Source organism: Bartonella sp. AA56HLJMS (assembly GCF_042197145.1).
GTDB lineage: Bacteria > Pseudomonadota > Alphaproteobacteria > Rhizobiales > Rhizobiaceae > Bartonella.
Map to the genome: position 1 here is coordinate 275,251 of NZ_JBHIRL010000002.1, position 6,166 is coordinate 281,416.

The 6,166-nt window shown below is 40.0% G+C and carries 7 protein-coding genes and 4 pseudogenes; 2 read left to right on the plus strand and 9 right to left on the minus strand.

The annotated features are described in order from the left end of the window. Window position 1 precedes the first annotated feature (1 nt). Complete coding sequence (locus tag ACFINI_RS02515; protein WP_375613034.1) at window positions 2-964, minus strand: L-threonylcarbamoyladenylate synthase; 963 nt, start codon at window positions 962-964, stop codon at window positions 2-4. 278 nt (window positions 965-1,242) lie between these two features. On the opposite strand from ACFINI_RS02515, the pseudogene ACFINI_RS02520 reads away from it, so the two are divergent. Both ACFINI_RS02520 and ACFINI_RS02525 read left to right on the plus strand, forming a co-directional pair. Continuing rightward, window positions 1,243-1,544: pseudogene (locus ACFINI_RS02520) on the plus strand (type II toxin-antitoxin system RelB/DinJ family antitoxin). A 9-nt stretch (window positions 1,545-1,553) separates the two neighbouring features. Further along, window positions 1,554-1,826, plus strand: coding sequence for a type II toxin-antitoxin system YafQ family toxin (locus tag ACFINI_RS02525; RefSeq protein ID WP_375611290.1), 273 nt, complete (start codon window positions 1,554-1,556; stop codon window positions 1,824-1,826). Window positions 1,827-1,887: 61 nt separating this feature from the next. On the opposite strand, the gene ACFINI_RS02530 is transcribed toward ACFINI_RS02525, so the two are convergent. The 8 genes and pseudogenes from ACFINI_RS02530 to ACFINI_RS02565 all read right to left on the minus strand — a co-directional run. Further along, window positions 1,888-2,106 (minus strand): hypothetical protein, encoded by a 219-nt coding sequence (locus ACFINI_RS02530; protein ID WP_375611113.1) that lies wholly within the window; start codon window positions 2,104-2,106, stop codon window positions 1,888-1,890. After that, window positions 2,099-2,305 (minus strand): hypothetical protein, encoded by a 207-nt coding sequence (locus ACFINI_RS02535; protein WP_375611112.1) that lies wholly within the window; start codon window positions 2,303-2,305, stop codon window positions 2,099-2,101. The genes ACFINI_RS02530 and ACFINI_RS02535 overlap by 8 nt, the downstream gene beginning before the upstream one ends. Next, window positions 2,238-2,464, minus strand: a pseudogene (locus tag ACFINI_RS02540) (hypothetical protein). Before ACFINI_RS02540 ends, ACFINI_RS02535 begins: the two are co-directional and overlap by 68 nt. After that, a pseudogene (locus ACFINI_RS02545) lies at window positions 2,461-2,815 on the minus strand (lysozyme); the annotation flags it as partial. The pseudogenes ACFINI_RS02545 and ACFINI_RS02540, both read right to left, overlap by 4 nt. Beyond that, window positions 2,810-3,822 (minus strand): annotated as a pseudogene (locus tag ACFINI_RS02550) (hypothetical protein); the annotation flags it as partial. The pseudogenes ACFINI_RS02550 and ACFINI_RS02545, both read right to left, overlap by 6 nt. Before the next feature lie 728 nt (window positions 3,823-4,550). Beyond that, window positions 4,551-5,027 carry a hypothetical protein gene (locus tag ACFINI_RS02555; protein WP_375611111.1) on the minus strand — a complete coding sequence of 159 codons (477 nt, stop codon included), beginning with the start codon at window positions 5,025-5,027 and terminating at the stop codon, window positions 4,551-4,553. A 180-nt stretch (window positions 5,028-5,207) separates the two neighbouring features. After that, on the minus strand, window positions 5,208-5,615 hold the full coding sequence (locus ACFINI_RS02560; RefSeq protein ID WP_375645532.1) for a hypothetical protein: 408 nt from the start codon (window positions 5,613-5,615) through the stop codon (window positions 5,208-5,210). Then, a partial coding sequence (locus ACFINI_RS02565; protein ID WP_375645533.1) for a hypothetical protein occupies window positions 5,612-6,166 on the minus strand: 555 nt, incomplete at its 5' end. The genes ACFINI_RS02565 and ACFINI_RS02560, both read right to left, overlap by 4 nt.

Consider the following 6,166-nt stretch of genomic DNA (forward strand, 5'->3'; position numbering starts at 1 on the left):
TTCATTTCTCCTTTGGAGCCGCAGCCCGTATAAGACGATCATTGATAGCCTCTCCTAATCCGTATGATGGAATAGGTTCTACTGCGATACATCTCACTTTAAATGAATCTAATTCCTTCATATATTGAAATAAATGAGAGGCTGCCTCTTCCAACTTTCCATCTTCGCTAAGGTTTAAAATAGAAACGGCATTTTCAGCCCCCATAACACGCTTTGAACCAAATGCTAAAAGCGCTTCACCATTTTCCACCTTTTCTACATTCAAACGAACCGTAGCATTGGGAGCATAATGTGATTTTAACATCCCAGGAGCTTCAATCGCCGCCCTTTGATCTATCCGTTTTAAAGGCTTCCCCACAACCTCTTCAATTTCATCAGCCGCAAGCCCCCCTGGACGCAAAAGATAAATATTTTCACCACAAATTTTAATAATCGTTGATTCCAGCCCTATTTTAGCAGGCCCTCCGTCCAATATCAAAGGAACAGATTCCCCCAAAGATGCAAAAACAGCCTCAGCTGAAGTAGGGCTAAGACGTCCCGATTGATTCGCACTAGGAGCAGCAAGTGGACGGCCAAAATGTTGTACCACTTCCGCAAAACGACTGTCTGGAAAACGAACAGCCAAGGTATTCAAACCAGAGGTTGTTAAAGGATGGATATTATGCTGTTCCTTTAAAGGCAAAACCAATGTCAAAGGCCCTGGCCAAAATTCCTCTATTAATTGGCGTGAAAGAAAGTCAATTTTAACATAACGTTCCGCCATTTCGATGCCGCTAACATGCGCAATAAGAGGATTAATTTGTGGACGACCCTTTGTAGAGTAAATAGAAGAAATTGCCCTCCCATTGGTTGCATCGCCCGCTAATCCATAAACAGTTTCTGTTGGTAACGCTACTAACTTCCCTTGTTCAAGAAGCGCTATTGCCTCTCTTATCGAAGCACTATCGAGTGGTAGAATCGTCATGACACATCATTTCTATAACACTCTTTTAGTGATATTATGCTCTTTTTTATTCATATATCACATTGATTTATATGTTTTTTTAAAGTATGGGGTTCATAAATAAAGGTTAGGGAATAGGATTTTCCAATATTCTTCTACAAAACATATCTTATTCTTCTAACTTTCTCTAATAATTTTTTGAATTTTGCTAAGTTCTCTTGTGAAAAGCTATTGTTGAAACTCTTGACATAGACTTAACGTGCAGTACATTGTACTACAATTGAATAGGGGATTTAGAAATGGGAAAAATTCAAGCCCGCATACCTGATCAAGTTCAAGAAATTGCAAGTGCAGTTATTAAGTCTACGGGTTTAACTGTATCGGATGCAGTACGCATGTTTATGACCCGCATTGCTAGAGATCGAACATTACCGCTTGGATCTTTCAACCAAATCCGGAAACATTACGAGCTATCGAGGATGCCGAAATGGGATGCGTCGAACGTACATCATTAGACAGCTTAAGGACCATATTAGACAGCTTAAGGACCATGATACGCGAAGATAGAACCGAAATGCGTAAATCTGAAAAGAAAACCTAAGCTTGCTATATTGTCTATACGCGTTCATTCCGGTCTGACCTTAAACGTGAAAGAAAAGGTAGGTATGCTAATACACTAGAGAAGGATTTGCTGCTTGTGGTCAAAGCGTTAGCGGAGAATGAACCGCTAAAAGCGCATTGGAGAGATCATGCGCTAACAGGTCAATGGCGCAATTGTCGTGATTGTCATATCAAGCCAGATTTAGTTTTGATCTATCGAAAGCCGAATACCAAAACACTAGAGCTCTTACGATTTGGTTTGCATTCTGAACTACGCTTATGATTGGATCTCCAATTCATAGTAAAAAGAATTTTTCGAAGTTTTTGCTTGTATGACAGTTTTTCTAATTCTTTGAGAACCACTGCTTCAAATGAGCGAAGATGTTGTCTATCGCATCCATGAGGCGTGCAAAATCAAGAATAAGCAAAAAAAGAAAAAATGCTATCCACTTCATCAAGCGAGACATCATTTTCACGCTTTGATAGGTGATAATCATTTCTTGAAGCATTTCTTTTTCTGATTCTGTAAGCTCTGTGTGTTTTTTGGATTTTTTTCTAACCATGTTTCCACCCACACAAGCGTTCACCTAGATTATTGTGCTTTAAGATCTCTCTTGCTAAATTGGAACTGATGGCGTTCAGATCTTTCTTGTCTAAATAAATTGGCAACCAGCCAACACAAGAAGAAGCATATTTATTTGTCGTGCAACCAGTCAGAGAGAGCAGCACGCATATCAGCATCACTTTTTTGATTAACTTCACTTTCCACCTCCAGCCGTGTTGTGGCTGCTTTTAAAGCTTTTTCTGTTTGCTTTTGTTGCTCTGCTTTTTTCCCAAGAGTAAAAGCTCTTGCTAAGGCAATAAAAAAGCCGCTAAAGCCGCACCTGTTACCATCAAGTTTCTTTTCATCCATAAGATCATAGGCAGTACTCCTGAAAGCGTTTAGCTACAAAGAAAATACCAGTACATGCGGCTAAAACCATAATGGCGGCTAAAGCCCATTGAATGGGGCCATTGCCCACTAAAAATCCACCAAGCCCAGAAAAAGAACCAATAATCGGTGCCAATGCTTCTGCTTTGAACCCCCCGTTGGTGCTTGCGTTTCTACTGTTTGATAATTGGAAGAAACATAAGCCCCTTTCGCCCATAGCCCTGCCTCTTCTACACGCCGGTGTACAAGACCTTGTAAACGTTTGCCTCCCGCTTTGGTCCATTTCTGCAATTCGGTTGGTACAGATTCATAATCCCCCGATTAAGCCTTTTAAGTAGTGTTCTATAGCCTTCTTGAGAGCTTAACGTGCTGCCTATGATTTTCATGGCAAGATCTGGATATTGCGTGAGTGCTTGTGCATCTTCATCGCTATACCCTTTAGAGCGTAAAAATTGCAAAGTTTGTTTATGTTGTGCGCGTTCCTTGTTGCCCTGCCGCATAAGGATAGATGCATTTGAAAAACTTTCTTGTGGTGTCTTTCCTAACGCAAGCCCTGCAAAAAAATCCATTAAATGCTCGGAAAATTCTGATTTTCTAAAACGCTCCCATAAGCTACTTGGATTTGCTCCTGTCTGAACAAAGTTATCAAGTGACTTGATATAATCTGTTTTTTGTTCAAGATCACCACTTGCTTTTAAATGCTCCTCTTCTGGTAAGTGTGCATTCAAATGTTTTTCTTCTCCTATAGGTGCATCAAAAAGCTTTTCCTCATCATTTCCAGAATCGTTTTTCAAAGAGTTTTCCGCTATAGATTTCTCATTAAGTTGAGCAATATAATCCATCACATCTTTTTGCTGTCGCCCAGCTTCATCCCCACTAGACTGATCAATGTTCCCAACAAGTGGAGATTGAGGAATCATTGATGCAACACCTCTCTGCTCTGAAAAGTCATGTTTTTGTTGCTCTGGTACCTCTTGTATCTTAACAGTATCCTTTGAAACATCCGGCAATGGAGGCATTTGGCGTTTTAAATCATCCATAGACATAATCAATTCTGCTGGCGTTTTTTCCCAGCTTGTTCTGTCCCTGCTTGAGAACCGCGAATAAGCTCTGTAAGACTCAATTTTTGCGGAGTATTATCCCCATTGCTCGCATCAAAAGGGTCTGTGCGACAAGCAGCCCGTTCTAAAAAACTTGGCTTGTATCGTCCTTCCAACGGCGTGCTTGGAGGCATCGAGCGTTATTGCAATAAATATCTAGGTAACTGCGGTATAACCTGATACATTAAAGGACGCAAAAATTTTGGATCAAACAACTTTAAAAGAGAATTTGTGTTTTCTTGTTCCATCACTGCACCCTTTCCATCTCACAGCCACGCTTGCTATAATCTACATGCAAAAAACCTATCGCCTTATGCAAGAAAACAGCTTCAGGTTTTGACTTCAAAACATCTTGTGCCATCACCCCGCGATAATGCTCTGGATAGCCCCTGTAGTTATACTCATAGAGTTTGTATCCATCTCGCTGCCCTACTCGTACGATATTTTCTTTCGCTCTGATGTTGCTAAGCCCAGCAAAAGTACCAAGGATAGTTCCAACATTTCCAACAATCTCCTACGGATTAGTTTTTTTTATATAACAAAATATTGATTTATAATAATAATCTAGCGTTATTTATATTGAATTAGCCTCCCGAATAACGTAGGATTCTCTCATTTCAAATCTGTTTATCTTGAATCAATCAAAATCACTTGCTTGCACATCATAAGCGGGGCTGATGTGTGGGTAAAAACTATAGAAGAAAGGAGTAAAAATGATTCTTATGAATCGTCTTAAGAGCCAAGGGCTGTAGCAACACCCACGAGCTGGTTTTGTACACTTTCAAAAATGATATCTTTACCTTCTCCCAAGGTGATATTCCCGCTCTGCTCACCATTTGCATAAACAGGATTGGTCCCAGCGATAATATCAGCGCCAACACCATGAATGCTGCCTTATTTAAAGTGCCACCCGCTTGAATAAAGAAGGAGACGGCTTTGATCCCCTACTTCATTCGTGATTTTATCCAACGACCTTTTAACGATGGGGAGGACGCTTTGGTGATCGCTTTTGTAAAGCTTTTTGCTTTTGCTGACGTTTTCTTTCATCCTCAAAATGCGTTAGTAAAGCCCGTTCCTGTTTCGTTTTGTTGGTCACACCAAAGGTGTCATTGTCCATAAATTGCTGATATCCTGCTATCATTAAATTGCTTAGGAATGAGCCACTTTTGGGAGGTTGTGTAAAATAGAGCCCTTTTGAATCTTGCAATTTATACCGGAAACCTGCTTTTTTCATGCACTCATAAACTGAGGCAAATTCACTCGCATACGAATTCATATCACTAGAAGAAGCATAAACCGGTTTCCAACCACATTTTGATAAGGATTGTTGGATCATCGCTTTATCGACACCTGGTTTTTCCCATAATGCTAAAGTTGATGGAGGAGGTTGGTTAACACATCCAGCTGTATTTAAGAGAGCTATGCAACTCAATAGTTTTAAGATTTTCTTCATTTTTCCCCTCTTTCAATGGATTTATTTACTATAAAAAAGCTCATAAGCCTGTTGATATTTTCTGTCACCGCTGCTTAAAACAACGGTGAACAATATTGAGATGTTAGATTGAGAAAACAATCGCGCCATTCCAAGCGAAGGCAAAGATGGCGGATTGTTGATCGTCACAAACAGCAAAACTTAAGGTTGGCATTCATCCGCATTTTTGTACTTTTTACAAAACGGGCTGTTTAAGCGCTTTTCGACACTTCTCTTCGGGATGACAGCACCAGGCTGACAAATGGGGAGGTTTTCCTCTTTAAAAGTATAACACGGACTCCCTCCCCCTTTATAACGGAATCCTGCTTGAATCATACATGTATAAGTTGTTGCTTTTGCATTGATGCTCTGCTTTCTATTTTCTGAATCAGGATCGATAAGACTCGGCATTCCACATTCTAATAAGGCTTTTCCTACCTCAGTAGAATCCGCACCTGATTTCTCCCACATACTCACGTACCCTGGAGCAGGTTTGTCAATGTTTTCAATGTCACATCCAGTAACCGTTAACAAAATGAGCAGGCTTAATAAATTAAAAAACATTTTCATTTTTTGTTCCCTGTTCTCCTTGAATAAAGTTTTTTAAAATCAAATGAACCGTAATTCCATCTACACGCATCACTCGCATCAGCATAACAATTATGGGGGCTCGGGTTAAGGCCCAAGACCGCTCTCCCCATCTCTCTGAGAGGATTAGTTGCTATAGTAAATAAACTGTTTGCTGCAAATATCGTCATATAAAAAGGATTTTTTATACCTTTCTCCAAAAGTGAAAAATCTAGATTTAAAGGTGCCTTATAAGCCGTAGGCCAATTGTAACCAATCACTGTACTAATGGGGTCTAACATATGACCTTGTATGTAGATATAATTTTTTTCGCCATCGCTTAGATAATCTACTGTATTGGCCATCGATTGCATGTGAGCAGCCGCTCCAACAAGATAGAAGTCTGTTTTCTTGGCTACACTGTGGATACCATGTTCTTGCAAGTCATTTGCTCCATTGCTTACTGTTAAGGTACCACGGCTATGCCCACTAACAATAGCATTGTCATTGCCATAACGATAGATAAAATCTTGGAACTTCTTGGTCGAATTACT

Coding starts and splice junctions, on each gene's coding strand:
- ACFINI_RS02560 (WP_375645532.1), bottom strand. CDS start 5,615: ATGAAAATGTTTTTTAATTTATTAAGCCTGCTCATTTTGTTAACGGTT.
- ACFINI_RS02515 (WP_375613034.1), bottom strand. CDS start 964: ATGACGATTCTACCACTCGATAGTGCTTCGATAAGAGAGGCAATAGCG.
- ACFINI_RS02555 (WP_375611111.1), bottom strand. CDS start 5,027: ATGAAGAAAATCTTAAAACTATTGAGTTGCATAGCTCTCTTAAATACA.
- ACFINI_RS02530 (WP_375611113.1), bottom strand. CDS start 2,106: ATGGTTAGAAAAAAATCCAAAAAACACACAGAGCTTACAGAATCAGAA.